The organism is Parasediminibacterium sp. HNIBRBA5674 (assembly GCF_056745525.1).
In genome coordinates this window covers 1-26,004 of the sequence record NZ_JBQWIE010000038.1, presented here as the reverse complement: position 1 = coordinate 26,004, position 26,004 = coordinate 1, and the positions used below count along the sequence as shown (strand labels likewise).

The following is a 26,004-nucleotide window of genomic DNA, read 5'->3' as shown; positions in this document are numbered from 1 at the left end:
TAGCCATTTCATTCGTCAATCCTTTTTATTACTAGCCACAGAAATATAGTGTAATAGTTGGTCTATCTCTTCATCTTTAAGCCATGCAAACTGTGTCATTTCTACTTTGTTGTAGCGGCTGTACAAGTCTTTAGCATAGGCATCTTTAGCAATTACTGCTTGCGAGTTTCTAATGAATGCATACAGCAAGTTTTTGCCTTTCCAGCGTTGTTCTACATTTTGTAATGCAGGGCCAGTTAGTTCGTAACGTAGGTTGTGGCAAGTGGCGCAGTTAGTAATGTACAAGTTTCTACCAGCTTGGTAGTTAGCATCGTTGTCTATATCTATATTTTTTATCTTGCTAGATTGTGAAGGTTGCTTATTTTCGGCACAGGAAATCAATCCTATTATAACAACCAAAAGAAACAAATATTTCATCTGCATATTGTACCGCTTGTAGCCCCCAAAGTTAGCAATATGTAAGATGATGCAAGATGCTGTGTAACGGCTTTTCTTGCAAAACATCATTTTTAATAACAGAGCATTATGTTGGTAAAAACCTTTGGTAGCGCAGTGAATGGGGTAGATGCTATTGCCATAACGATTGAAGTAAATATTGGTGGTGGCGACTTAAAATATTTTATAGTAGGCCTACCAGATAACGCTGTAAAAGAAAGTTTGCAGCGCATAGAAAGTGCCATAAAAACCAATAAGTTCGAAATGCCACGCACCAAATTGGTGGTAAATATGGCGCCAGCAGATATTACAAAACGTGGTTCTTCGTTCGATTTACCAATAGCCATGGGTATTTTAGGTGCAAGCAGCCAGCTAGATGAATCTGAGCGTTTGAAGGATTATGTCATTATGGGCGAGCTAAGTTTAGACGGTACTATTCAGCCCATAAAAGGCGCACTACCAATAGCTATACAAGCCAGAAGAGATGGTTATAAGGGCTTGATTTTACCTAAACAAAATGCCCGTGAAGCAGGCATGGTAAACAACCTAAAAGTATATGGTGTAGAACATTTGTGTGAGGTAGTTGGCTTTTTTAAAGATGAACAATCGCTTACACCAGTTGATGTAAATACAAGAGAAGAATTTTTTAGTAATCAATACGAATTTGATTTTGACTTTAGCGATGTAAAAGGTCAAGAAAATATTAAACGTGCATTAGAAATAGCCGCAGCAGGTGGCCATAATGCTATTTTAATTGGGCCGCCGGGTGCAGGTAAAACCATGCTAGCTAAGCGATTGCCTACCATTTTACCACCATTAAGTTTGCAAGAAGCTTTAGAAACTACCAAAATTCACAGCGTAGCAGGTAAGTTGCCAGAAAATGCATCACTCATTAATAAGCGACCATTTAGAAGCCCACACCATACCGTTTCAGATGCGGCTTTGGTAGGTGGTGGTGGCGTGCCACAGCCAGGTGAAATATCGCTAGCACACAATGGTGTCTTGTTTTTAGATGAATTGCCCGAGTTTAAAAGAACGGTATTAGAGGTAATGCGTCAACCAATGGAAGAACGCAAGGTGACGATTTCTAGAGCAAAAGTGGCACTAGATTTTCCAGCAAACTTTATGTTGATTGCTAGCATGAACCCTTGCCCTTGTGGCTTTTATAATCATCCTGATAAAGCTTGTACTTGCCCGCCGGGTGCAGTTCAAAAATATTTGAACAAAATTTCTGGACCATTATTAGATAGAATAGATTTGCATGTAGAAGTAACACCTGTTGCTTTTAGTGAATTGAGTAAGGTGAGCAAGGGGGAAGACTCGTCACACATTCGTGAACGTGTAATTGGTGCAAGAGACATTCAAGCAAAGCGCTACAATGGCCAAGAAGGTATTTATGCCAATGCACAAATGACGAGCAAGCAACTTCGTGAAGTGTGTAGAATAGAACCTGTGGGCGAGGTATTGCTTAAACGTGCAATGGAACGCCTTAACCTTAGTGCAAGAGCGTATGATCGTATTTTAAAAGTAAGCCGCACTATTGCAGATTTAGCGGCATCTGAAAATATTAAACCCGAACATTTAGCCGAAGCCATCCATTATAGAAGTTTAGATAGAGAAGGTTGGGCTGGGTAAAAGATATTTCTTTTTGCGCAGCTAAAATTTTGAAAAAAGCAATACAGATGGCTAGAAACCCGATGGAGTAAGGTTTTTAGCGTAATCTCTATTGAAGTAAAACCTTCATGAGCAAAAAATAACTTCAACAAACAATCTGTACCGTTACATTTGCACAATTTCTTAAAAATGAGCAGTACACTTAACTCCAACGAATCTATTTCGTCTTCAAAGAAAAAAATCATTGTTTTAGGTAGTGGCCCTAATAGAATAGGCCAAGGTATTGAGTTTGACTATTGTTGCGTGCACGGCTTATTAGCAATTAAAGAGTGTGGTTATGAAGCAATTATGGTAAACTGTAATCCTGAAACTGTTTCTACCGACTTTGATATTGCCGATAAGTTATATTTTGAGCCTGTGTTTTGGGAACACTTGTGGGAAATAATTGAGTTAGAAAAACCTGAAGGCATTATTGTGCAACTTGGTGGCCAAACGGCTTTGAAATTGGCAAAACGCCTTCACAACCGTGGTATAAAAATTATAGGTACTAGCTTCGACAGTATGGATATTGCTGAAGATAGGGGTCGTTTTAGTGATTTGTTGAAAGAACTAGACATTCCTTACCCTGATTATGGTACTGCTTACACCGCAGAAGAAGCCATTGAAGTAGCTAATAAAGTAGGTTATCCCGTGTTGGTTCGTCCAAGCTATGTATTGGGTGGTCAGCGTATGCGCATTGTAATTAACGATGAAGAAGTAGAACAAGCTTGCATCAGCATTTTAAAACACATACCTGATAATAAAATTTTAATTGACCATTTCTTAGACAGATGTCAAGAAGCAGAAGTTGATGCCATTTTTGATGGTGAAAACTTTCATGTGATGGGCGTAATGGAACACATAGAGCCAGCAGGTATACATAGTGGCGATAGTAATGCGGTATTACCAGCATTTAATTTAACGCCATTGATTGTAGAAACAATGGAATATTACAGCGAGAAAATTGCTAGAGCATTAAATATCAAGGGTTTAATTAACATACAATTTGCCATTAAAAACGATAAAGTGTATGTAATTGAAGCCAACCCACGTGCTTCACGTACCACACCATTTATTGCAAAAGCTTATGGCATACCTTACTTAAATATTGCTACAAAAATTATGTTAGATGCTTACAAACTAACAGATTTTGTAATGGAAAATAAGTTAGATGGTTATGCTATTAAAGAACCAGTTTTCAGTTTCGATAAATTTCCTGGTGTAAACAAAGAATTAGGCCCAGAAATGAAGAGTACTGGTGAAGCGATTCGCTTTATTAAAGACCTTCGTGACCCATACTTTAGAACTTTGTACAAAGAAAGAAGTATGAACTTGAGTAAATAGAATATTTTAACACAAAGACACAAAAATATCAAAAGAGCCACAAAGCAAATTACAGCGCTTTGTGGCTCTTTTTTGTTGCTACAAAAGCATTGATTGGTAGTGCCATAGTTTGAAACTATTGCTTTATAGATAATATCGATTAAAGCTGTTGATTAAATACCTCACATTTGCACCACTTTCAGCGATTGCCCTAAATGCCACTTGAATCAAGCAAGTAAACATTTAAAACACCCATATTATGAGCAATCGTATATTATCTATTGGAAGCGCATTTCCACAGTTTAAGAAAAAAGCAGTCGTATCTATTGAAAAAGGTAAAGAGTTTGTAGAACTTACCAACGAAACAAGCGGTAAATGGACAGTTATGTTTTGGTGGCCAAAAGATTTCACATTTGTATGCCCTACAGAAATTGCTGAGTTTAATAAAAAAGCAAGCGATTTTTCTGACCGTGACGCAGTATTAATTGGCGCTTCTACTGATAGCGAATTTGTACATGCTGCATGGAGAAGAGATCACAACGATTTACGTGATTTAAGATTTCCAATGTTAGCTGATACTTCAAAATCATTGGCTGAGGAATTAGGTATTTTAGATGCAGAAGAAAAAATTGCTTACCGTGCTACCTTCATTATCGATCCTCAAGATATTGTACGTTGGGTAAGTGTGTACGACTTAAACGTAGGCCGTAATGTACAAGAAGTATTACGAGTATTAGATGCATTACAAACAGACGAACTTTGCCCTTGTAACTGGACAAACGATCAAAAAACATTGACACAAGAATTGAACATGAACTAGTCAATTTTGGTGTAATTACTTACAGGACATCTTTTCTATCGAATGATTAGATGTCCTTTTTTTAATCCCTAACAATAAAAATTATGAGCGTAGCTATTCAAAACGAAACATTTGTAAACTTGCTAAACGAGTTAAATATCCCTAATTATACACCTTCTGCTAATGCACAAGTATTGCTAAACACAGAAGCAAAATTTATTAAAGATTTGAAAATTAACGTTAGTAATGTGCTTAGTAATGCACAATACCTTTCAAGAAAAGAAAGCTTGTTGTTAGCATTATCTATTGCCGTTAATGAAAAATACGATTTGTTAAAAGAAGCTTTTACTACTTTAGCAAAAGAAGCAGGTGCTACCGACGCTGAAAGTTCAGAAATTATTGCTTGTACCGCCTTAATGAATACCAACAATATTTTTTACCGTTTTCGTCATTTTATTAAAAAAGATTTTTACAGCAACCAACCAGCTGGTATAAAAATGAGTATTATGATGAACCCGGTTTTAGGTAAAGAATTTTTTGAGTTGGTTAGTTTGGCTGTATCATCTGTAAATGGTTGTGAAATGTGTGTCACTTCTCATGAACAATCTGTGCTACAACATGGAAGTTCTGAAAGCCGAGTTTTTGAAGCTGTTAAATTAGCGGCTATTATTAAAGGATTAATTACTGTATTGGCATAAAAGCGTTTCACACAAAGCGAAAAAATGGTACAACATAAGTAAAGGAATTAATTGTGTTTGTAATTGCTTTGGTGATATAAAAGGTTGAATACCCCCTGTGAGATTGGAAAAAAGCCTGTTTTAATTAACAGGCTTTTGTGTTTCTTGTAAAAAGGCTTGCCAATCTTGTAGCATTTTACCCTTCAATACACGAGGAAATTTATGTTGACCACCCATTTTACCTTTTGTACGCATAAATGCTAAAAAATCATCTTCAGAAAGTATATCTACAAAAACATCTTTTAATGCACTTTTACGTTCTACAGCATAATCATCATTCAGCTCTTTCAGCTTTTCATCTATTAAAAAGCGTAATTGCTCTGTATTTACATTGTCGTTACAAGCTAAGTACCAATGATGGGCAAAAAAGTTGCCATGCGGTACACCTATAACAGTAAATTCTGGTATAGAAATATTCAGCTCTTCGCTCACAAGCTGAATGGCTTTGTTCATATTATCTACACTTAAATGCTCGCCTACTAAACTTAAGTAATGCTTAGTTCTACCTGTAATAATAATCTCGCATTTGTCTTTATTGGTAAACTTTACTGTATCGCCAATTAAGTATCGCCAAGTACCAGCAGATGTACTAATCAACAATGCATAATCTTTACCTTCTTCAACTTCATGAATCATCAATGTTTCTGGTTCGCTTACCATTTCGCCATCACTATCAAAGTTTTTTTCGTCAAATGGTACAAACTCAAAAAAAATGTGTTCGCTAATGTTTAGCTTCATGCTGCAAGAATTCTGCACATTTTGGTATGCTAAAAATCCTTCACTAGCTAAATAGGTATCAATATAAGTTAATGGCTTAGCCAAAACTTTATCAAAACTTTGTTTGTAAGGTTCAAAATGTACACCACCATGCACATAAAAAGCAAGGTTTGGCCAAATGTCATGTATGGTATTAAGATTGTAGCGTTTAATGATTAATTCCATACACATTAACACCCAAGCAGGTACACCTGCAATAAAACCAATATCCCATTGTGGTGCTTTTTCTACTATTTCAGCAATTTTTTTATTCCAATCTTTTTGTCGTGCAATTTTTTTGCCGGGCTTGTAAAATGCTTGAAACCAAAAGGGTGATTTTTTTTGCGTAATGCCACTTAAGTCTCCAGCATAAAAACCTACAGAATCCCATTGCAATTCAGTGCTTCCACCAAGCGTTAACCAACCTTTACCAATAGATTTTACAGGAATATCTTCGTAATTACGTAAGCTAAATAGCTGCTTGTACATGGTTACTTTATTGCCTCGTAGCAAATCGTTGGTTACAGGTATGTATTTACTTGCCGCTTCAGATGTGCCAGACGATAATGCGTAAAACTTTATTTTGCCAGGCCAGCATACATCGGGTACACCTTCTAGGGTTTTGTGCCACCAGTCTCTATAAATTTTATTGTAGTTATAGGTAGGTACAAGTTCTTGAAACTTTTTGCCAGGATGCTTGCTTAGCAAAATGTCATCGAAGCGGTATTGCTGACCAAACTCTGTAAATCTAGCTTTGCGTAGCAACTTCTTCAATACTTTTAACTGCGTGCGCCTCGGACTGCTTTCGGGCAAGCCAAGTGCACGAGATATTGTTGCAGGAACTTTAATGTCGATAATTGCCATCGTTAGCAAATAGGGGTTATAATGATGCTTTAAACGAAACTAAATAAATTGCAGCAAAGATAATGTTTAATACAAGGAACATTGTTTGCTATGATTACTGCAATTACACAAGCGCTGACTAACTATTTCATCTGCTAAAGTAAATATTTTTTAAGTTGATTTTTATTTTTAATCTATTTTTTCGTGTTTCGTTCTATTAAAAATCCAGAAAATAATTGGAAATACCATTAATGTCAATACTGTGGCTGTAATTAAACCACCAATAATTACAATTGCAAGAGGCTTTTGCGATTCGGAACCAATACCAGTACTCAATGCAGCAGGTAATAAACCTATTGATGCCATTAAAGCCGTCATTACCACAGGCCTTGTTCTTACTTTTACAGCTTCCTTAATAGCTATTTCTAAGTGCATTTTTGCTCTTATATTATTGTGAAATTCAGAAATAAGAATTACCCCATTTTGAATACAAATACCAAACAAAGCAATGAAACCAACACCACCAGAAATACCAAAATTAGTACCTGTAATGTGTAAAGCTAAAATGCCGCCAATTATTGCAAATGGAACATTTGCCAATACTAATAAGGCGTCTTTAATATTGCCAAACATGATAAATAATAGTACAAAAATGCCTATTAGGCTTATTGGTACCATTTCACCAAGCCTTGCAGTAGCTCGCACTTGGTTTTCAAATTCACCAGTCCAACCTATACCATAACCTTGCGGCAGTTCGATATTGTTTGTTACATTCTTTTGCGCTTCGGCAATAGTGCTGCCTAAATCTCTATCACGTACCGAAAACTTAACCCCAATAAAACGCTTAGTATTGTCTCTATAAATAAAAGCAGGACCTGTAATTTTTTTAATAGTGGCTATTTGCTTTAGTGGAATTTTACTGCCTTGTATGGTAGACACTTTTAAGTTGCTTATGTCAGCTTCATCTTTGCGGTAATCTTTTAGATAACGCACACGAATATCAAACTTACGTTCGCCTTCATACTTTTGTGTAGCCGTTTTGCCGCCAAATGCCATTTCTAAAACCGCTTGAGCATCAGACACTTTTACGCCATATGCGGCCATTTTTTCTCTGTCTAATATTACGCTTACCTCTGGCTGACCCACATTTCTTAAAATACCTACATCTTTTATTCCGTCTACATTTTCTATTTGCTTAATTACTTTATTGGCAATTTCATCTAGCTTTTCTAAGCTTTCGCCATATATTTTTACCGCATTAGAAGCATTAATTCCAGCTACACTTTCTGCTACATTGTCAATAATTGGCTGTGAATAATTGTAACCAATACCCTGGTATTTTGATAGCGAATCGTTCATTTCTCTCACCAAATCATTCATTGATGTTTTACGCTTCCAATCATCTTTATGCTTTAGGTTTACTTGCATTTGTACATAATAAAAACCGCTTGGATCTGTACCATCATTGCTTCTACCCACTTGGCTTAGTACACCGTTTACTTCAGGAAATTGCTGTAACTCTTTTCGCAATAAAGCAGTTTTTTGTACTGTTTCAGTTAAGCTTTGGCTCATAGGAAATTTAGCTTCTACCCATAAAGCACCCTCGTTTAATTGGGGTAAAAATTCGGTGCCTAAAAACTTAGCAGAAAACAAAGTAGCACAGATGATGATTACAGAAACAGTGAGCGTTTTAACCTTGTGTTTAAAGGTCCAAGCAAAGCCTGAGACTACTATTTTATTCCAAAAATTTACAAATGGATTGTTTTTCTCTTTTACGTTTTTATTTAAGAAAATATGGCAAAGTACAGGAACTAATGTAAGTGTAAATATTAGCGCACCTAATAGCGCAAAGCCTAAAGTATAAGCTAGCGGCGAAAACATTTTGCCCTCAACTTTTTGAAAAGCAAAAATGGGCAACAGCGCTGTAATAATAATAAGTTTAGAAAAGAAAATAGCTTTACCTAAATCTGTACCTGTTTTTTTAATCACACTACCTACAGCTAATTTGTTGTAAGTAGCCATGCCTTTTTTATGTGCAATATGATCAAGGGTTACAAAAATACCTTCTACCATTACCACAGCACCATCTATAATAATTCCAAAATCTATCGCACCTAGCGATAATAAATTGGCACTCATACCTTTTAATTTAAGACACAAAAAGGCAAATAATAACGATAATGGAATAATGATTGAAACCGTAATTGTTGTGCGCCAATCGGCCATAAACAAAAACACAATTACCGTTACAAACAAGATGCCCTCAAACATATTGTGCATTACCGTGGTGGTGGTAAAGTTCATAAGGTTGTCACGGTCGTAAAAAGTTTCCATTTTTACATCTTTAGGCAACGCTTTTTCATTTAACTCTGCAATTTTTGTTTTAATTCTTCCAAGTACTTCTTTTGGGTTTTCGCCCTTACGCATTACTACAATACCTTCTACAATATCGTCATTTTGGTTTAGCCCCACTTGCCCCACACGAGGCATTGAACTTTCGTTTACATCGGCCAGGTTTTTTACCAATATTGGGTTACCACCAGCCTCATCTACAATAATATTTTCAATATCTGGTATAGTGCCTAAAAGTCCTACACCACGCACTACATAAGCTTGTCTGTTCTTTTCAATAATATCACCACCTACGTTAATGTTACTTTGGTTGATGGCTTCATATACTTGTAAGGGTGTAATGTTGTATTTAGCAAGTCTGTTAGGGTCTACACTTACCTCATAGGTTTTTTCTTGCCCACCAAAAGCTACCAAATCGGCTACGCCTGGCACTGAACGTAATTGACGGTCGATAACCCAGTTTTGTATTGTCAGCAATTCTCTCGAATCTCTAGTATCGCTTTTTAATGTATACCTAAATACTTCGCCTGTAGGGCCATAAGGTGGCTGTACATCTGGCGAAACATCGTTTGGCAGCGATACACTACGTAATTGGTTATTTACTTGCTGCCTTGCAAAAAAATCTTCTACATCATCATCAAAAATTATTTTAATAACCGATAGACCAAACATTGTAATACTACGAACGCTGGTTTTTTTTTGCACAGAATTCATTGCAATTTCTATAGGCGTTGTTACAAAACGTTCTATTTCTTCAGCACTTCTGCCGTTCCATTCGGTTACAATAATTATTTGTGTATTTGTTACATCGGGAAAAGCTTCTATGGGCATATTTTTAAATGCCACAAAACCAGAAACAATTAAAATACCTACCCAAAAAAACGTAAAGGGCTTGTTTTTTAAAGAAAAAGCTATAATGTTTTTAATGAGTTTGTTCATGTTTGTTACAGATTGATTCTACCTAAAATTTTGTTAGGTATTAGTTTAAAGACGTGCGCTAAACTAATGATGTGATTTGTGAATAAGTAATGCCCTAGTCGTTCAAGGCATCATATATTAGTAACTGGTTTTCTGTAATTACTTTTTCACCTTCTTTTAATCCTAAACTTATAAAAGTGGTGTTGCCTACTTGCCTAAATACATTGACCTGCCTTGTTTCTATATTATTTCTATCTTTAAAAATCATTACAAAGCTTTTGCTTTTGTCAAAAATCACTGCTTGTGATGGTATAGAAATCATGGTTGCATTTTCTGTATATGACAATTGAATGGTAGCACGCATTTCTGGTTTTAATAAATAGTCTTTATTAGAAAGTTTAATGCGCACTTTCATTGCTTTTGTTTCAGGATCTATTATATTAAAAATTTTGTCTACTCTTCCTACGAACTTTTTTTCAGGATAGCTTAAAGTACTTACGGCTGCATCTATGCCTAGCCTCACTTGGTTAATATCACTTTCGTTAATATTAGCAATTGCCCACACATTATCAAGCTCAGCTACATCAAATATGTTATCGCTTTTATCGTTTCGCAGTAACATATCTTGGTTAATATTTTTTTGAACAATAAAACCGTTTAAAGGCGAACGAACTTCAAACGTAGCGCCGCCTTTAATGTTATATATTTTGTAAGTCTCTTGAATGCGGCGTAATTGCGCCAATGCTTTATCTACCTGGCTTTTAGCTTCAGTTACATCACGCTCTACACCTAGTTTGCCTTCATATAGCTCTTGGGTTGTTTTTAGGTTATTTTTGGCTACAATTAAATCATTTTTAGCGTCGTCTAGTTCTTTTTCAAAACCAGCCACCTCTGTACTTCGTATGGTTGCAAGTAGCTGTCCTTTTTTTACATAATCACCTAGTTCTACAAATACCTTGGTAACGCTACCGCCTACTACCGGAAAAACTTCTATCATTTTATTATTATCGGCAGTAATTTTTCCATAAAAACTTAGCTCATTTATAAGCGGTTTATTAACCACAGTTTCAGTTTTAGTTGTTGCAAGCATTTTATCGCTTAAAACGAATGTTGCTTTTACTTCTACTGGTTGAGTTTTTGGCTTACAGCTATAAATTAATATTGCTAACAAGATGACAATTAGTGTACGCATATTAAAAAATATTTTTGTTGGTAATGTGGTTAATAGTAATGCCTGCTAAAATGCAGTTTTTAGAGATTTCGTTAATTTGATGATTGGTTTGGTTATAGCTTTCCATAAAATCGGTAAATTCTAAAATGGAAATATTTCTTCTTTGAAAATTACTTACCACGCCTTGGTAAACCTGCAATAAATTTTTAGAAACAGATGGTGTTAAACTTTTAAGCAATGCTTGCTGCTGTATCCACAATTCGAACGCAGATTGGGCTTTTGTTTCTATCTCTAATTTTTTGTATTGCGTAGTAACGTTTGCTTGTTTTACTTGCGATTCTGCAACTTTTATGTTGCCTTTATTTTTTTTCCAAAGTGGCAATGGTATACCTAGTGTTAGGTTTACTTGGTTTTGAAATGCACCACCACGTTGATCGTATGAAGCACCGGCGGTAAGGTCTGGTATGGCTAATGATTTTTGCCACTTTAAATACAGTGCTTGGCTTTCTGCAATTTTAATGGCAGTTGCATACTCAAGATTGTTGGCTACCGCATTAGCTATAATAGTGTCTTTAACAACAGATTTTGTAAATTGTATCATTAGTGCTGCATCATTGCAATTGGGCACTATACCATCAGTATTTGTAATTAAAACAAGTGTTTGTTTTGCCTCTAAAATGTTTTTTGATACCTCACTTTTTTCGTTTTTTAAGCCTATAACTAATGCCTGCAACCGCACTACTTCTTTTAATGGAATATTGCCTTTTTCGGCCTGGATTTGATAGTTGGATACTAGTGTGTCTAGCTTTTCTAGTTGGGCATTAATCAATGCTATTTTCTTTGAATCGTAATAAAGCGAGTAAAATGTTTGAGCTAATTGATAGTTTAGATTGCGCAACAATTGTTCAAACTGTAACTGTGCTATATCAGCATTAGATTTAGCAAAATCAACTTCATGTTTTTTTTTGCCACCCAAGTATATTAGTTGTTGTATAGCTATTCCTTTTTGTCCGTTTGCGCCTATATCAAACGCTTTTTTATTTTCTGGATTGAAGGCATTTACATCTACTGAAAAATATGGCAAATCCCAAATTTTTGCTTGTATTATAGCTGCTTGTGCTGCAGAAATATTGTATTGTTCAGCTAACAATAGCAGGCTATTTTTTTGTAGTAACTGTTCGGCTTCGGTAAGTGTGTATTTTTTTTGCGAATAGCCAATAAGCGATAAGGGTAAAAGAAAAATAAGCAATACGTACTTCATTACAAGCAAGAGTTGATAAATAATGCAAAGTTTTATTCATCAACCTTTAAAACACCTTAATGTGTAACTTAAAAATGCCTTAATATGCTTTTGTAGACACTTATTTATTGAAAATCACTGTAAAAACATTTAGATTTTTTTCTGAAATACTGTAGCTAATAGAGGCATTATATTGTACTAAAATGCGCTGAACGATACGTAAGCCTAAACCTAGCCCTTGCTTATTTTTTGAGTTTTTGCCCCTTATAAATGGTTCAAATAGCTTAGTTTGTTCATCTTTAGTAAGTGTTTCACCATCGTTGTAAAACAATACCAATAACCCATTGTTTGTATGGCAAATGGTTAAATTAGCTACCTTATTGTAAGAATATAAATAGGCATTTTTAAGCAAATTATGAATGGCAATTTCTAAAAGACTCTTATTGCCATTTATATCTAAAGCTCCATCTATTTCATCGCTTTCCTGTATGTTTACGCTGAGGGTAAAATCGGGATAAATATGATTTAGTTTTTCGGCCGTGTCAAAAATTAATTCATCAATTCTACACACTTCTTCATCTAACTGCACCTGGTTGTTTAATTTAGATAGTAATAAAAGTGAGGTCGTTAAATCTGTTATTTGGTTGGTATCTACGAGAATGTTTTTCAGAAATAATTTCGTTTCGGCATCGGTTTGTGAGGCTAGTATTTTATTCTCAATTCTCGCCACAATTCTCGCTATTGGTGTACGTAATTCATGAGAAGCGTTAGCAGTAAATTCTTTTTGTTTATTATACGCTTCGTCTATACGACCTAGCATTAAGTTAAACTCATTGGCTAGTAAGTCAATTTCATCTTCTTTGGTCTTAACATCTAACCTTGTGTCTAAGTTATTTTCGTTAATGCCTTTAATTTTTTCATAAAAAACATATAGTGGAAACAAAGATTTTTTTACAATAAAAAAAATAGAAATCCAACAGATAATAGTTAAAGAGATGTAGGTAACTATTAATAAGTATAATAAATATTCTAGCTTACGCTCACCATAATGATCTGAAGCAGAAATAAGTGCGAAATAATCTTGATTATTAGTTTTATAAAGCACACCATAAATTTCTTGCGTGTTATCTTTTTTAAAGAATGTTTTATTTTCTTTTAAGTATTGTAAATCGCTGATAGACCAGTCAATTTTTGTATCATCTAAACTACTGTAAATCAACTGGTAGTTTTTATCAAAAATTAAAGTTTTCTCATTATATAATTTTGAAATACTATTTTTATCAATAATTTTTAATAGTTGATTATCTACCTCCTCTACTTCTATTAAAAGCTTAATTGAGGTAATAGCTTTGTTTTTTAAACGGCTTTCAAACTCTTCTTTTCTAAAGTTTGAAAATAGAACATATATTACAGTTGCCGAAATAGCAAAGATGATAGTAAAAAAAAGAGCTACCGTAAATGCTATTTTATTTTTTAAATTCATAATCGCTTTATTCTACAACTTTTAAATAGTAGCCATAACCAATTTTTGTGTGTATCAATTTTGTGTCTGCATCTTTATCAATTTTCTTTCTTAAAAAATTAATATAAACCTCAATGGTATTTTGGTTGGTTTCTATATGATAATCCCATAGATCTTCAGCTATTTGTGCTTTCGAAACCACACGGCCATTGGCATTTACCAATATATTCAAAAGCTTAAACTCTTTCGGGCTAAGGTTTATCTCTATCTCCTTTCTATAAACTTTTAGTTCTTGGTTATCAATAATTAAATCGGCTATACGAATTTTTTTTTCTTCTAACTGAGGTATCTCTTTCCTACGTAAAAGAGACTTAATTCTAATTAATAATTCATCAAAATGAAATGGTTTTACCAAGTAGTCATCTGCACCATTATTAAATGCTGTTACCTTATCCGTTACATCACCAAATGCTGTGAGCATTAAAATAGGTAGCTTATTATTTAATTGGCGTAAAGTTTTGCAAACTTCAAACCCATTGATATTGGGTACATTTATATCTAGTATTGCAATATCGTAAGGTACCAGTTTATACTGTTTTTCCAATAATAATCCATCATACAAACAATCGCATTGATAATTATTAGTGGTAAGAAATACCTTTATCTCGTGAGATAGTATGCTGTCATCTTCTAATAAAATTATATGCTGCATAGTTACCTTTTTAACCACCTAGGTTTTTGTAGTTTCTTAAAAGCAAGCGTACATCTTGCCAGAAGTCGTAGTTTTTAGCATACAGTGTATCTAGCTTTTGCAAAGCATGTTGCTTTAAAGGATGTGCTACTTGTGTACGTAGGCCATAACAACTCAATACACCTGTTTTTATTTTTGGTAAATAGATGTTGCTGTTGCAATAACCTACCCATGTTTTATTGTATATCAGTACGCTAAAAGCATCTTTAAATACCTGACTGCCATTTCTCAATAGTATCATATGAATAGGAAAACCAAGGATAATCACAAGAGAGGTGCATACATCTGCCAAGCGCTTCATGCGTTTATGATACGGTTGGTTAATTTGGTAAAAGCCTTCAGCAGTAAAGGTTTCGCCTGTTGTAGCATTGCTATCGCTACCTACAATGCTGCTCGTGTTTTTACCAATAAAGCGATAGCTTATATTGTGTGGTAGCGTTTGTATGGTTTGTATAATTTGATAGTAAGTTAATGTGCCTTCGCAAAACACTACTTCTTCTATTTGCATAGAAACTATTAGCAAATACAACTGATGTAGATTGCCAATAGCTGCGTCTATATCATTACCAATCGCTACCCTACCCACAATACGTTCTTCTAGGCCAGCTTTTTTAAATATTTCAGACACATAATTAAACTCGTCTATGCTACCTACAATAAATGTTTGTCTTATCTTACTATCATCTCTTTGATTTTCTATAAAACCAAGTTTCACAAAAACCCATCTAGTGGCGGTAACCAACACACCTGCAAGCAAGCCACCAATAATAATAACACCTCTAGAAAAGCGCTGACTTTCTGGTAAAAGCGAGTAAGAGGCAATCATTACTACAATACCAATAAAACTTGCCCAAATAGCTTTAAAAGGTTTATACAACTTATCGTACATGCCAGATAATGCCGCTGCAATAAGATAAACTGTTGCAAAGCCAATAATAAAATACGGTTCAGCAGCTTGTGTAAATGGCTGACCGTTACGTTCAAAGTGTACCCAACAATTTTCTACAAAAAATAACGAGGCAACAATAGTTATGGCATCTAAAATTTGTAAGCCTATTTTTTTATAACCACGTTTTAAAAACGCTATCGCAGCTCTTAGTAAAATGGCGAGTTGTATGCCATTGGCAAATAGTGCGCCCTTGCTTTTGCCGAAATGTTTCAGTACAAAAGTGCTCATAGCACCATAAAACATTTTAACATGATTACTACTACCCTTTTTTAAACTCTCGCCTTTAAAGTGAATAATGCTTATGTCAGACAAATAGTAGTTTTTATAGCCAGCTTTTTGTATGCGATAGCTTAGGTCTATGTCTTCACCATACATAAAAAATATCTCATCAAACCCTTTACAGGCTTCAATAATGTGGCGGCGGCTCATTAAAAATGCACCTGCTAATACATCTACCTCATGGTTTTTGTATTCATCTAAATGGCCCAATGCGTATTGGTTAAATAGCTTTGAATGTGGAAATAATTTTGCTAAGCCAGTAAGCTTAAAAAAAGAAGCCCTTGGCGAAGGAAAAGCCCGTTTACTTTCTGGTAAAAAGTTCCCACTGCCATCAATCATTCTTATGCCTAAACCACCACAATCTGCGTTTGTTTCAAAAAACTGTACGCAACGCTGAATACAATTTTCGCAAATAATAGTATCTGGATTGAGGTATAAAATATAATCACCATTACAATATTGCAAGGCTTTATTATTGGCTTTTGCAAAGCCTTCGTTGTGTTCGTTGGCTATAAAATGAACAGTAGGAAATTTAGGCTCTAAATATTGTAAGCTGCCGTCGGTAGAGTTATTGTCTACCACAAATACTTCAGCCTCAATAGTTTCTGTAGCCCTTAATACCGAGTTAAGGCATTGTTCTAGAAAATATTTTACGTTGTAGTTAACTATAATTATAGAAACAAGCATTAATCAATTTGTGATTTATGATTCATGATTTATGGTGAAAAATCCATCACCAATTACCCGATTACGCATGGCCACATAATTGCGAAGTACGATTTTTAAAGCCCAGTTTCCAAATATGTACAAATCATTTTAAAATACAACCTACGCAACGGTTATTTTTGCAGCATGAGTTTAAAGCAAACCTTACTAGATGCAACACAGGCAGGTGCTGCAGTAATGAAAGACTATTTTGATAAGCAATTTACCATCTCTAACAAAGAAGGCATCAATAACCTAGTTACAGAGGCCGATTTTAAAAGTGAAGAAGCCATTTTTGCTATCATCAAAGCCAATTATCCCGACCATTTTATTTTAAGTGAAGAAGCTGGTGCTATAGAACAAAACAGCGAGTATAAATGGATTATTGACCCCATTGATGGCACTGTAAATTTTGCCAATGGGATACCTATTTGTTGCGTAAGTATTGGTTTAGAAAAAGATGGTATAATGGAAATGGGTGCAGTTTACAACCCTTTCATTGGCGAATTCTTTTTTGCACAACGTGGCTATGGCGCTACACTAAACAGTAAAAAAATTCATGTAAGTAAAAAAGAAAAACTAGCTGAAAGCTGCTTGGTTACTGGTTTTCCTTACACCTATTTAGACGAGCCAAATGGTCCTTTGCAAGTGTTTGAAAAATTGATTCGCAATGGCATACCTGTAAGGCGCCTTGGTAGCGCTGCTATAGATTTATGTTGGGTGGCTTGTGGCCGTTTCGATGGTTTTTACGAGCACAAACTGCAAGCTTGGGATAGCGCAGCCGGCTTTTTAATAGTAGAAGAAGCAGGCGGTAAAGTAACTGATTTAAAAGGCAATTATTACAATCCTTATCAGCCAGGCATTATTGCTACCAACAGCCATATTCACGCTGATTTACAAATGGTAGTAAACGGTGGTAATTTGTAGTATGAGGTGATTTTTATGTAACCAGCTTTTGTAGTACTATAAAGCTTCGGTTGTGTCACTCACTTGTACGTTCATATCGCTATGCAGCAAATACACATTGCAAAATGAAATGTCTTTTGCATAAGAAAATTTGAATTTATGTCAGAAAATACTAGAACCGAAATAAGCAGTTTGGGCGAATTTGGCCTAATAGAACACCTTACCAAAAACTTCGAAACACACAATGCATCTACCGTTTTAAGCGTTGGTGATGATGCTGCGGTGATAGATCATTTTGGTAAGCAAACAGTAATCACTACCGATTTATTAATAGAAGGTATTCACTTCGATTTAATGTACACACCTTTAAAGCATCTTGGCTACAAAAGTGTAATGGTAAACCTAAGTGACATTTACGCTATGAATGCCATGCCTACTCAAATTACGGTAAGCATAGGCATTAGTAACCGCTTTAGCCTAGAGGCATTAGATGAATTTTATGAAGGCATTTATGCTGCATGTGAAAAGCATGGTGTAGACTTAATTGGTGGCGATACGTCTTCTTCTCAAAAAGGGTTTATCATTTCTGTAACAGCCATTGGTGAGGTGGCGTCAGACAAATTTGTAAAACGTAGCACTGCACAAAAAGGCGATTTAATTTGCGTAAGCGGTGATGTTGGTGGTGCATTTTTGGGCTTAACGCTGATGGAAAGAGAGAAGAAAATTTACCTAGAAAACCCACAAATTCAACCAGACCTAGAAGGTGAAGATTATATTGTAGGTAGATTATTAAAACCAGAAGCAAGAAAAGATATCATTGATTTTTTTGCCGCAAACGATATTGTACCTACCTCTATGATGGATGTAAGTGATGGTGTAAGTAGCGAAATTTTACACCTATGCAGACAAAGCAATCTTGGCTGTAACATTTACGAAGAGAAATTACCAATACACGATGCTGCACGTAAGGCTGCTTTTAAGTTTGGCTTAGACCCTACCGTTTGCGCCCTTAGTGGTGGTGAAGATTACGAACTAATATTTACCCTAAAGCAAGAAGATTACGATAAAATAACGTTAAATGAAGAGATAGCCGTAATAGGTTACATGACAGATATTGAAGAAGGTTGTAAATTTCAAACCAAAGGTGGCAACACACACCCAATTACAGCACAAGGCTGGAATGCTTTTGTAAAATAGCTATCAGCTTTTGTAAATTTTTAATCATCTCAACATTTGTATGCAGCAACGTTTAGTAAGTATCATCGCTTTGGCTTGTGTATTTACAGCTTGCACATCATCTAAAATAAGGCATTACCAGTTTAACCAAAAAACAGCAGCATCACAGCTACAACAAGATGTGGTGCTGCTGAAAAAAATACTAGAAGCCAATCATCCTAGCTTGTATTGGTACATACCAAAAGATACACTTGATGCTGCGTTTTCTGCTGCTATTAATTCTATTAAAGACTCACTTACTGAAACAGCTTTTAGAAATAAAGTTGCTAGTGTAATTAGCCAAATAAAATGCGGTCACACAGCTGTTAGATTTTCTAAGAATTATTCTAAGGTAATAGAACAACATCGCTATCCTTGCTTTCCATTGTCTATAAAAACATGGGGCGATAGTATGGTGGTGTTGGGTAGTTTTTTTCCAAGAGATTCAACGTTTAAACGAGGCACTATTATTACCGCCATTAATGGTAGAAATACACAACAATTAATGGATAAAATATTTCCATTGATTAGTACCGATGGTAATAGTAACAGTTTTAAAAGTCAAGTAATTAGCAGCAATTTTCCTAGTTGGTATAAGCTAGCTTTTGGTATAGATAGCGTTTATAAAGTAGATTATATTAACCCGCAAGGCGAAGCTAAAACTGCAACGGTAAAAAACTTTTTGCCTGCAAAAAAAGTAGTTACTGCAAAAGATACAACCGCAAAGCCTGCAACGGCTGCACCACCAATTGCTAAAGAGCCAAGTAAACATCAACAAAGGCAAGCGCAGTTATTAGCTAGGCGTTCTTTAAGTATCGATACCGCCAACAGCACAGCCTTGCTACATGTAGGCATATTTAGCGGCAGGCTAAAATCATTTTTTAGAAAGAGCGTAAAAACACTTGCAATAAGCGGCGTTAAAAACATCATTATAGATGTAAGAGACAATACAGGCGGCAAGCTTGAAAATAGCACTTTTTTAACCAAGTATTTTGTAGACAAACCATTTAAAACAGGCGACACCATTGCTGCTGTAACCAGTAATATCAAGTACAAAAAATACATACCGCAGTCGTACTTTTTATGGTTACCCATGCACTTGTTTAGTAAAAAGAAAGCAGATGGCAGGTATCACAAACAAGCAGAGGAAAGAAAAATATCAAAGCCTTCAACAAAAAATCATTTTGATGGTAATATTTATGTGTTGCAGGGCGGTTTAAGCTTTTCGGCAGCAACGTTATTTACAAGCAACTTAAAGGGTCAGAAAAACGTTACCATAGTAGGCGAAGAAAGTGGTGGTGGTTATTATGGCAATACAGCCATGTTTTTACCCACAGTAATTTTACCTAATAGTAAATTACGTGTAATATTGCCATTATATCGGTTGGTAATAGACAGTAGTAGGCAACAAGACGGCAGAGGTGTTTTGCCAGATGTGCTAGTGCAGCCAAGTAGCAATGCTATCAAGCAAGGTAAAGATTTAAAGATAGATACTGTAAAAGCCCTAATTCTTAAAAAGCATTTATAAGCAGCATTTACAGGGTTGTGCGCCTCAATAAGTGTACTAATCAAAGAGAATAAACTATTTGAATGAAATATTATAGCCACATCACATTTTTATTGATATTGTTTGCAGCCGCAATGTTGTGCGCATGCAATAGCGTTGTGGCTCAGGATAGTGTAAAACCATTAATGCCTGTTCAAAAACAAAAACTATCGCTTAAACCAACCACCGATTTTGACCAGCGGTTTTCTTTTATCAACAAAGAGGACGTAAACATTTGGGGTTACCGTATAGGTGTTATAGTAAACGATAAATTCAAAGTAGGCATTGGTGGTTATTTTTTAAACCAAGATACTACCATTGTAAGAACGGACCGTTTTGGAAATCCTACTAGTAAGTTGCAACGCAAGCTATACTTTGGTACAGTGTATTACGAGCCCTACTTGTTTAGAAAGCAATTAGTAGAAATGAGCTTAGTATTTGAAATAGGTTACGGAAAAGCTGTTTTAGATTCTGCCAATAGCAAACGCAATGGTAATAGACCTGCAACTATAGTAAGTGTAGAAGACAAACAAGATTTTGTACCCGCTGGTGCTGGTATCTCTTTCAACTTTAAAGTACCAGATATTAAGGGCCTGCATTTTTTAACTTATGTAGGTATTAACGCTATGACGGGCTTACGTAAAACTATTTTTGAGAGTGATTTAAAAAACAATTTCGATGGTTGGTATTGGAGCATCGGCGGTGCCATATTTTTAGACAAAGTATTGGCAGATATGAAAGCCAAAAAGGCAAATAAAAAAGCAACATTAGCCAGCTTGCCGTAAGTTATAGGCATTAAAAAAGCACCTCTAATTACAGAGATGCCTTCAATATTCAACCATCACAACAAATTCGTTTATTCAGCCTCAGCTACCACTTCTTTTACTTCTGGTATCATACGTTTCATCATACCTTCAATACCAGCTTTTAAAGTAATCATGCTAGATGGGCAACCGCTACAACTACCTTGTAACATCAAGTTTACTATACCATCGTTGTAGCTTTTAAACTGTATAGCACCGCCATCCATTTCTACTGCTGGTTTTACGTAGTTTTCTAGCAATTCTTTTACACGTTTTACTATGTCATCATCATCTGCACTTACGGTGTTAGTAGCTTCTTGTTTGGTTTTAGCTACTTCATCGTCATTTACCACTACACCACCATTTTCTAAGTAATCTTTTAAAAATTGCTTAATGGTAGGTATTACATCTTGCCAATCTTCTGTGTCAGAAGTTTTGGTAAGGGTGATAAAATTACTAGCAATAAATACGCTTCTTATAAAAGGAAAACTAAATAGTTCTTTAGCCAAAGGTGAAGGACCAGCTAAGCTTTCATCAGCAAAATCGATGCTTTTACCAGGGTACAATAATTTGTTAGCCACAAACTTCATTGTTTCTGGGTTAGGCGTCATCTCTGTGTATATACTAATGATGGGATTACCTGTTTTAATCATAACTGAATATTTAACTACAGCAAAAGTAACAAATGCCATTTACGAAATGGGCTAAATACAAGCACTAATTATGTAGCGATGCTTAATTTTCGTTAATCGAAAGATGATTATGTTAAATAGATTCCTTTAACCAGCCCCAATTTTCACCAGTTTGAATACGAAAAAGTTGCATTGGAGAAATGCCAAACTGCTTGGCAATCAAACGTTTTCTAGTTGGGTTATTAGGTTCTTGAAGTATTTTTTTTAACAACATTACCTTGCCAGTAGTAAGTTTTGCGCCTCTACCTCGTATCATAAAACTTGTAGTCGTATTTTTTCTTTTTTGTATTACAGTTTCGTTTGTGCCACTATGTAAAGTAACATCCTCTTGGGTAGCCCATTGTAAATTATGTACATTGTTGTTAATCTTATTATGATCTAAATGAATTACAAATTTGTGCGCTTCGGTTGGTTTTTGTAAAAAATTTTCTGCTACCAACCTATGAATAAGCTTGTGTTTACATTTATTATCAATTTTATAGCGCCAAATTTTGTAGCCTTCTTTGTGTATCGATCCATCAATAATTACCCCATCTTCTATTAATGATTGGAAACTGATAAGCCTTCCAAAATTAGTTATAGCATATTTTTTTAGTTTAAACGGCTCGTCTATTATTTTAACAATCTCTCCAGCAAATAACTTTAATGGGTATTGTTTCGTAACGCTTTTACCACCTATGTGTTGCAAATACATGTTGTAATTTGCATACATTAAATTATTTGCGTTGTTGTTTGCTATGTTTTTATCTAAATGTATTACATAAGTAAAATTTTCTGGGGGTTTTGGTAGAAAATACTGCGCCACTAGCTTATGTACCTTTAGCCGAATCTTGCTTTCTGAAGTTTGTATGGTTAGTTCAGCAGCCCATTTATTAGTACTATTTTTAGCTATCAATTTTCCATCGCTTATGGTATTTGTATAACTTATAATTCTGCCTAAGTTAGACACTGCATATTTTTTCTTCGTTCTTGTACAGTTAGGTACAAGAATTTGCGCCCACTGTTCGTGGGGCAAAAAAGCAATTTCATTCATCAACGTAGATTGTGGGGGTAAAATCAATTTGTAAAACTACATAAAACTACCTTTAAAGTATTTTTATCCAATTTTTCTGCAATTTCAACAATAGAAATATACCAATGATGGTTACCTTTAGCCACTATAACTTTTGTGCATGTTGGCAGGCTTTATTAAAGGAATCATTCTAGGCATTTTATTGGGGGTTTCTGTGGGCCCAGTCATTTTTGCTATTATTAAGCAAAGTATTAATAATGGTCACAAAGCTGGCTATGCGTTTATCGCAGGCATCTCTTTAAGCGATATAAGCGTGGTGGTTATTTGCAATTTCTTCGGTAGCTTTTTTCAAGAAGCGCTCAGCCACCAAAAAATGATAGCATTAGTAGGTGGTTGTTTTTTAATAGGCTTAGGCATTTACAGCTACTTTTTTAAGAAAGAACCGCATGAAGATCCTACGTTAGAAGCTAGCGTACTAAGTAAAAGAGACTTGGCTGGCATTTTTGCAACAGGTTATATCATTAATATTTTAAACCCAGGTATATTTTTATTTTGGTTTGCATGGAGCGCCACTATTATTGCAGATGCTGCTAATGAATTACACCCTTACAGATACCGTTTTATCGTGTACGGTACTTGCTTACTTACTGTATTGTGTACCGATATTTTGAAGGTAAAATTGGCTGGCATTTTAAAACCCAAACTGACACAAAAAAACCTCCACCTTATTAACCAAATAGTAGGTGCATTAATGGTAGTTTTTGGTTTGTTTTTGATAGTAAAGCAACTGTTTTTTAACAAATAAGCAAGCTTTCGCCAATGGCATATCGCTATCTTCATGCCATATACCAAATAGGCTATGAGGCTACTCTTCTTACTAATCTTTACCACTATTTATATACAAGCCAATGCACAGCAGGGTTTTGTAGTACTGCGTAAACGTAACCAAACTATTCAAACGTTTTTTCCTACAAGTTATATACGCTTACAACTAAGCAACAAACAATGGATAGAAGGACGCATAAAACGCATAAAAGAAGATAGCTTGTTTATAGACCAAATGGCTATTCGACAAGTAGCCAATTACTTCGGCTTGCCTACAGTAGATACGGTACGTTTTGGCTTATTTAAAATTCACCTTAACGAAATTTATGCGTTGCCTAAAACTTCTGATGGCTTAGCATTTTTAACTAATGGCACGCTGTTGCAAATAGGTAGCGCAGGTTATATTAGTCTAAATGTCATCAACGGTATTGGTAAAAATGAGCCCATTTTTTCTACTGATAATGGCACTCGCTTAGGTATTGCCGCAGGCATTTTTGCAATAGGTACATTGCTAAATCGTACACATAAAGACACCTATATTCTTGGTAAAAAGTACCAGCTATTTAGCTCAAATCATGTTGTTGCGCCCTAAAATTACCAATGCTGTAGCAAGTTTCAAGCATTTCACCGTAATTCGTAGCAATAAAGTGTTATGGCAAAAAACGCAACAGCAAAACCATCTTGGGGCAAACGTATTTGGCGCTTTACCAAGCGTACATTACTCATCATGTTTGTGTCGTCTTTAGTGTACCTAATTATTTGCCGTTGGGTAATGCCACCTATTACCATCACACAAATTACTAATGGTGTTAACTATGGTTTAAAGCGAGATTATGCAAGCTGGGATGAGATTTCGTACAATGTAAAACTCGCTGCCATTGCTAGTGAAGACCAAACTTTCCCCGACCACAACGGTTTTGATTTAGATGCGATAGAGAAAAGCTTTAAGCCACGAAAAGGTAAAAAGAAAAAGCTACCACTTGGTGCTGCTGCAAGTACCATTACACAGCAAACGGCTAAAAATGTATTCTTGTTTGGCGGTGGTGGCGTATTAAAGTACGTACGCAAAGTACCAGAAGCCTATTTTACCTTATTGATAGAATTGATTTGGGGCAAAAAGCGTATACTAGAAGTGTATTTAAACACCATAGAAATGGGGCCAGGTATTTTTGGTATTGAAGCTGCTGCGCAGCTGTATTTTGGCAAAAGCGCCAAGCAACTAAGCCGCCAAGAAGCCGCCATGATTATTGCCTGCTTACCAAACCCAAAACGCTTCTCAGTAAAACCAACAAGCGCACGTGTAGCATGGCGCTACCCTCAAATACTTCGTGAAATGCACAATATAGAAGACGATGAAGATGTGCTAGCCATTATTAAATAACAAATTGTTACCCCGACTTTATGACCTTTATTGTTACCAATAAACAACAGACTATTATAGGCATTGCACTTTGCTTGCTTGTACCACTTACGGCTATATTGCTCAACATGCTTTTTGTGCCAAACTTCTTTTTAGGCGGCTATTTTTCTAGAGGGCTTATGTGGCTAAGTGTAGGCATTGTGTTTTGGTATGCAACTAAAATAGAACAGCAACTCTTTTTGCCTTGGCAAGAAACAAAACGCACCATATGGCATTATTTGCTAGCCATAATCACTATTTACTTCGCCATAAGTATTTGTGCCGTTATTATTAATGCCATCTTATCGTTAGCAGGTATTCATCAGCAAAGTGCTAGGCTAAAAGATATGGTGTTGTATATGCGTGCACACAAGTTGCTGCTAATATTTACTTGCCTTACAGCTGGTATTATGGAGGAACTTTTGTTTAGAGGTTATTTAATGCCAAGGCTTGAAGCCATAACAGGTAGCAAAGTATGGTCTATTATTATCTCGGCACTAATGTTTGGTGGTTTACATTTTGGCTACGGTACTATTACCAATGTACTAGGGCCAGTTATTATTGGGTTAATATTTGCCATTTACTACCAGCAATACCGCAACCTTAAAGTGCTGATGATCTGCCATTTTTTAATAGACTTTATGGCTATCACATTTATGAAAGTGCATTAGCCATTAAAACACCCCTGCGCAACATACCGTATCTATAGTACCACTGGGGCGGTAGACAAATACCGTAAAAAGCCTTAAATCAGTCAAATGGTTTGGGGTTTTTTTATACTAGTTATGCTACGTTCTAAAATGGGCTATTATAACAAAGCGTATAAATTTCGCAAGTAATACTTTATAGGTAGAATTCAGTGTATGAGAGGTGTTTCAAATTTCGTTTGTACATATTAGTTGCTTACTTGGGTTCTGTTCTTTTAATGTTTTGCCCATTACTTAAAACGATAGCCATGACCGCACTTTGTACCATAAAAAACAAAATGCCTATTGTAAAACGTAGTGTACTTATTTAAAAAATACCTAACACTAGGTATTGCGAAGTAGTAAATGTAGCTATATGTTTACAGCCTATTAAAACTGGTATATTTTAGAAAGTACCTTCTTTAACAGCTAATAGTAAAATTTAATAAATGGGGTTTTTCCCATTTTTCCATGGGAAAAATCCCGTTGATTTCGGGGAAAACCACAGGTAATGCTTTTTGAATAGCTTATATGTTTACAACGTAAT

Annotated in this window: 22 protein-coding genes; 12 read left to right on the top strand and 10 right to left on the bottom strand. The window is 35.4% G+C overall.

What is annotated here, in order from left to right; translation table 11 throughout:
• Positions 1-15 precede the first annotated feature (15 nt).
• Positions 16-417, bottom strand: a complete 402-nt coding sequence (locus ACT9TX_RS15630; protein WP_481339688.1) for a c-type cytochrome — start codon at positions 415-417, stop codon at positions 16-18.
• A 108-nt stretch (positions 418-525) separates the two neighbouring features.
• Here ACT9TX_RS15630 and ACT9TX_RS15625 point away from each other — a divergent pair, with 108 nt between their 5' ends.
• The 4 genes from ACT9TX_RS15625 to ACT9TX_RS15610 all read left to right on the top strand — a co-directional run bounded on the left by ACT9TX_RS15625 (position 526) and on the right by ACT9TX_RS15610 (position 4,908).
• Entirely contained in the window at positions 526-2,070 is a 1,545-nt protein-coding gene (locus ACT9TX_RS15625) for a YifB family Mg chelatase-like AAA ATPase (RefSeq protein WP_481339686.1), read from the top strand.
• A 168-nt stretch (positions 2,071-2,238) separates the two neighbouring features.
• Positions 2,239-3,432 (top strand): carbamoyl phosphate synthase preATP-grasp domain-containing protein, encoded by a 1,194-nt coding sequence (locus tag ACT9TX_RS15620; RefSeq protein WP_481339684.1) that lies wholly within the window; start codon positions 2,239-2,241, stop codon positions 3,430-3,432.
• Between the two features lie 238 nt (positions 3,433-3,670).
• A complete protein-coding gene (locus tag ACT9TX_RS15615; protein WP_481339682.1) occupies positions 3,671-4,231 on the top strand; it encodes a peroxiredoxin in 561 nt (186 codons plus the stop codon).
• Between the two features lie 83 nt (positions 4,232-4,314).
• A complete protein-coding gene (locus tag ACT9TX_RS15610) occupies positions 4,315-4,908 on the top strand; it encodes a carboxymuconolactone decarboxylase family protein (RefSeq protein WP_481339681.1) in 594 nt (197 codons plus the stop codon).
• Positions 4,909-5,028: 120 nt separating this feature from the next.
• Here the strand turns inward: ACT9TX_RS15610 and ACT9TX_RS15605 are convergent, their stop codons facing one another.
• From ACT9TX_RS15605 to ACT9TX_RS15575, 7 genes are all read right to left on the bottom strand, one after another.
• Positions 5,029-6,567: a GH3 family acyl-acid amido synthetase gene (locus ACT9TX_RS15605; protein WP_481339679.1), complete on the bottom strand. Its 1,539-nt coding sequence runs from the start codon at positions 6,565-6,567 to the stop codon at positions 5,029-5,031.
• Positions 6,568-6,735: 168 nt separating this feature from the next.
• Positions 6,736-9,837, bottom strand: coding sequence for an efflux RND transporter permease subunit (locus ACT9TX_RS15600; protein ID WP_481339677.1), 3,102 nt, complete (start codon positions 9,835-9,837; stop codon positions 6,736-6,738).
• Between the two features lie 94 nt (positions 9,838-9,931).
• Entirely contained in the window at positions 9,932-11,008 is a 1,077-nt protein-coding gene (locus ACT9TX_RS15595; protein ID WP_481339675.1) for an efflux RND transporter periplasmic adaptor subunit, read from the bottom strand.
• Between the two features lies 1 nt (position 11,009).
• Positions 11,010-12,248 (bottom strand): TolC family protein, encoded by a 1,239-nt coding sequence (locus tag ACT9TX_RS15590; RefSeq protein ID WP_481339673.1) that lies wholly within the window; start codon positions 12,246-12,248, stop codon positions 11,010-11,012.
• Between the two features lie 100 nt (positions 12,249-12,348).
• A complete protein-coding gene (locus ACT9TX_RS15585; protein ID WP_481339671.1) occupies positions 12,349-13,710 on the bottom strand; it encodes an ATP-binding protein in 1,362 nt (453 codons plus the stop codon).
• 7 nt (positions 13,711-13,717) lie between these two features.
• Complete coding sequence (locus tag ACT9TX_RS15580) at positions 13,718-14,401, bottom strand: response regulator transcription factor (protein WP_481339670.1); 684 nt, start codon at positions 14,399-14,401, stop codon at positions 13,718-13,720.
• Between the two features lie 10 nt (positions 14,402-14,411).
• Positions 14,412-16,355 carry a glycosyltransferase family 2 protein gene (locus ACT9TX_RS15575; RefSeq protein ID WP_481339668.1) on the bottom strand — a complete coding sequence of 648 codons (1,944 nt, stop codon included), beginning with the start codon at positions 16,353-16,355 and terminating at the stop codon, positions 14,412-14,414.
• Positions 16,356-16,520: 165 nt separating this feature from the next.
• Here ACT9TX_RS15575 and ACT9TX_RS15570 point away from each other — a divergent pair, with 165 nt between their 5' ends.
• The 4 genes from ACT9TX_RS15570 to ACT9TX_RS15555 all read left to right on the top strand — a co-directional run bounded on the left by ACT9TX_RS15570 (position 16,521) and on the right by ACT9TX_RS15555 (position 20,825).
• A complete protein-coding gene (locus ACT9TX_RS15570) occupies positions 16,521-17,300 on the top strand; it encodes an inositol monophosphatase family protein (protein ID WP_481339666.1) in 780 nt (259 codons plus the stop codon).
• A 138-nt stretch (positions 17,301-17,438) separates the two neighbouring features.
• Positions 17,439-18,476 carry a thiamine-phosphate kinase gene (thiL, locus tag ACT9TX_RS15565; RefSeq protein WP_481339665.1) on the top strand — a complete coding sequence of 346 codons (1,038 nt, stop codon included), beginning with the start codon at positions 17,439-17,441 and terminating at the stop codon, positions 18,474-18,476.
• 40 nt (positions 18,477-18,516) lie between these two features.
• On the top strand, positions 18,517-20,022 hold the full coding sequence (locus tag ACT9TX_RS15560) for a S41 family peptidase (protein WP_481339663.1): 1,506 nt from the start codon (positions 18,517-18,519) through the stop codon (positions 20,020-20,022).
• Between the two features lie 62 nt (positions 20,023-20,084).
• Positions 20,085-20,825, top strand: a complete 741-nt coding sequence (locus tag ACT9TX_RS15555; protein ID WP_481339662.1) for a hypothetical protein — start codon at positions 20,085-20,087, stop codon at positions 20,823-20,825.
• 71 nt (positions 20,826-20,896) lie between these two features.
• Here the strand turns inward: ACT9TX_RS15555 and ACT9TX_RS15550 are convergent, their stop codons facing one another.
• On the bottom strand, positions 20,897-21,496 hold the full coding sequence (locus ACT9TX_RS15550) for a NifU family protein (RefSeq protein WP_481339660.1): 600 nt from the start codon (positions 21,494-21,496) through the stop codon (positions 20,897-20,899).
• 112 nt (positions 21,497-21,608) lie between these two features.
• Complete coding sequence (locus tag ACT9TX_RS15545) at positions 21,609-22,568, bottom strand: NUMOD4 domain-containing protein (RefSeq protein ID WP_481339658.1); 960 nt, start codon at positions 22,566-22,568, stop codon at positions 21,609-21,611.
• Between the two features lie 139 nt (positions 22,569-22,707).
• On the opposite strand from ACT9TX_RS15545, the gene ACT9TX_RS15540 reads away from it, so the two are divergent.
• From ACT9TX_RS15540 to ACT9TX_RS15525, 4 genes are read left to right on the top strand one after another with little or no spacing between them, the layout of a single operon-like run.
• Positions 22,708-23,352 (top strand): LysE family translocator, encoded by a 645-nt coding sequence (locus tag ACT9TX_RS15540; protein WP_481339656.1) that lies wholly within the window; start codon positions 22,708-22,710, stop codon positions 23,350-23,352.
• Positions 23,353-23,406: 54 nt separating this feature from the next.
• On the top strand, positions 23,407-23,964 hold the full coding sequence (locus ACT9TX_RS15535; RefSeq protein WP_481339655.1) for a hypothetical protein: 558 nt from the start codon (positions 23,407-23,409) through the stop codon (positions 23,962-23,964).
• A 60-nt stretch (positions 23,965-24,024) separates the two neighbouring features.
• The gene (gene mtgA / locus ACT9TX_RS15530; RefSeq protein ID WP_481339653.1) at positions 24,025-24,753 is read left to right on the top strand and encodes a monofunctional biosynthetic peptidoglycan transglycosylase; all 729 of its coding nucleotides are present in this window, start codon (positions 24,025-24,027) and stop codon (positions 24,751-24,753) included.
• 20 nt (positions 24,754-24,773) lie between these two features.
• Positions 24,774-25,442, top strand: coding sequence for a CPBP family intramembrane glutamic endopeptidase (locus ACT9TX_RS15525; protein WP_481339652.1), 669 nt, complete (start codon positions 24,774-24,776; stop codon positions 25,440-25,442).
• Positions 25,443-26,004 lie beyond the last annotated feature (562 nt).

Excerpts from the sequence above, each read along its gene's own strand:
- ACT9TX_RS15630 (WP_481339688.1), bottom strand. The coding sequence starts at position 417 with ATGAAATATTTGTTTCTTTTGGTTGTTATAATAGGATTGATTTCCTGT.
- ACT9TX_RS15625 (WP_481339686.1), top strand. The coding sequence starts at position 526 with ATGTTGGTAAAAACCTTTGGTAGCGCAGTGAATGGGGTAGATGCTATT.
- ACT9TX_RS15620 (WP_481339684.1), top strand. The coding sequence starts at position 2,239 with ATGAGCAGTACACTTAACTCCAACGAATCTATTTCGTCTTCAAAGAAA.
- ACT9TX_RS15615 (WP_481339682.1), top strand. The coding sequence starts at position 3,671 with ATGAGCAATCGTATATTATCTATTGGAAGCGCATTTCCACAGTTTAAG.
- ACT9TX_RS15610 (WP_481339681.1), top strand. The coding sequence starts at position 4,315 with ATGAGCGTAGCTATTCAAAACGAAACATTTGTAAACTTGCTAAACGAG.
- ACT9TX_RS15605 (WP_481339679.1), bottom strand. The coding sequence starts at position 6,567 with ATGGCAATTATCGACATTAAAGTTCCTGCAACAATATCTCGTGCACTT.
- ACT9TX_RS15600 (WP_481339677.1), bottom strand. The coding sequence starts at position 9,837 with ATGAACAAACTCATTAAAAACATTATAGCTTTTTCTTTAAAAAACAAG.
- ACT9TX_RS15595 (WP_481339675.1), bottom strand. The coding sequence starts at position 11,008 with ATGCGTACACTAATTGTCATCTTGTTAGCAATATTAATTTATAGCTGT.
- ACT9TX_RS15590 (WP_481339673.1), bottom strand. The coding sequence starts at position 12,248 with ATGAAGTACGTATTGCTTATTTTTCTTTTACCCTTATCGCTTATTGGC.
- ACT9TX_RS15585 (WP_481339671.1), bottom strand. The coding sequence starts at position 13,710 with ATGAATTTAAAAAATAAAATAGCATTTACGGTAGCTCTTTTTTTTACT.
- ACT9TX_RS15580 (WP_481339670.1), bottom strand. The coding sequence starts at position 14,401 with ATGCAGCATATAATTTTATTAGAAGATGACAGCATACTATCTCACGAG.
- ACT9TX_RS15575 (WP_481339668.1), bottom strand. The coding sequence starts at position 16,355 with ATGCTTGTTTCTATAATTATAGTTAACTACAACGTAAAATATTTTCTA.
- ACT9TX_RS15570 (WP_481339666.1), top strand. The coding sequence starts at position 16,521 with ATGAGTTTAAAGCAAACCTTACTAGATGCAACACAGGCAGGTGCTGCA.
- thiL (WP_481339665.1), top strand. The coding sequence starts at position 17,439 with ATGTCAGAAAATACTAGAACCGAAATAAGCAGTTTGGGCGAATTTGGC.
- ACT9TX_RS15560 (WP_481339663.1), top strand. The coding sequence starts at position 18,517 with ATGCAGCAACGTTTAGTAAGTATCATCGCTTTGGCTTGTGTATTTACA.
- ACT9TX_RS15555 (WP_481339662.1), top strand. The coding sequence starts at position 20,085 with ATGAAATATTATAGCCACATCACATTTTTATTGATATTGTTTGCAGCC.
- ACT9TX_RS15550 (WP_481339660.1), bottom strand. The coding sequence starts at position 21,496 with ATGATTAAAACAGGTAATCCCATCATTAGTATATACACAGAGATGACG.
- ACT9TX_RS15545 (WP_481339658.1), bottom strand. The coding sequence starts at position 22,568 with ATGAATGAAATTGCTTTTTTGCCCCACGAACAGTGGGCGCAAATTCTT.
- ACT9TX_RS15540 (WP_481339656.1), top strand. The coding sequence starts at position 22,708 with ATGTTGGCAGGCTTTATTAAAGGAATCATTCTAGGCATTTTATTGGGG.
- ACT9TX_RS15535 (WP_481339655.1), top strand. The coding sequence starts at position 23,407 with ATGAGGCTACTCTTCTTACTAATCTTTACCACTATTTATATACAAGCC.
- mtgA (WP_481339653.1), top strand. The coding sequence starts at position 24,025 with ATGGCAAAAAACGCAACAGCAAAACCATCTTGGGGCAAACGTATTTGG.
- ACT9TX_RS15525 (WP_481339652.1), top strand. The coding sequence starts at position 24,774 with ATGACCTTTATTGTTACCAATAAACAACAGACTATTATAGGCATTGCA.